The organism is Mesorhizobium sp. M8A.F.Ca.ET.161.01.1.1 (assembly GCF_004792105.1).
GTDB lineage: Bacteria > Pseudomonadota > Alphaproteobacteria > Rhizobiales > Rhizobiaceae > Mesorhizobium.
Window position 1 is genome coordinate 1 of sequence record NZ_SRTD01000481.1, and the last position, 285, is coordinate 285.

At 61.1% G+C, this 285-nt stretch carries 1 pseudogene; it reads right to left on the bottom strand.

Annotated elements, in window-relative coordinates:
- Positions 1-180 (bottom strand): annotated as a pseudogene (locus EN804_RS36645) (ABC transporter permease); the annotation flags it as partial.
- Between the last annotated feature and the right edge of the window lie 105 nt (positions 181-285).

The following is a 285-nucleotide window of genomic DNA, read 5'->3' on the forward strand; positions in this document are numbered from 1 at the left end:
GAAGCCGATGGCATCACCACGGCCGAGCGCCCCTTCGATCAGCAGGCGCAGCGCCGCCAGCGGGTTTTCACCGATGGACCAGACAACGAGGCCGGAAATCAGAAAGGCGGTAACGACATTGAGAAACGGCAGGAGGCCGTAGGTAATCCAGTTTGGCAGCGGTACGGAAGCGGTGCTCATTCATGCCTCATGCGGCGATGCCGGCCATCATCAGGCCCAGCGTCTGTTCTTCGGCTTCCGCCGTTTTTTCTCCGACGTCCCGGCCTGCGAACATGACCATGATCC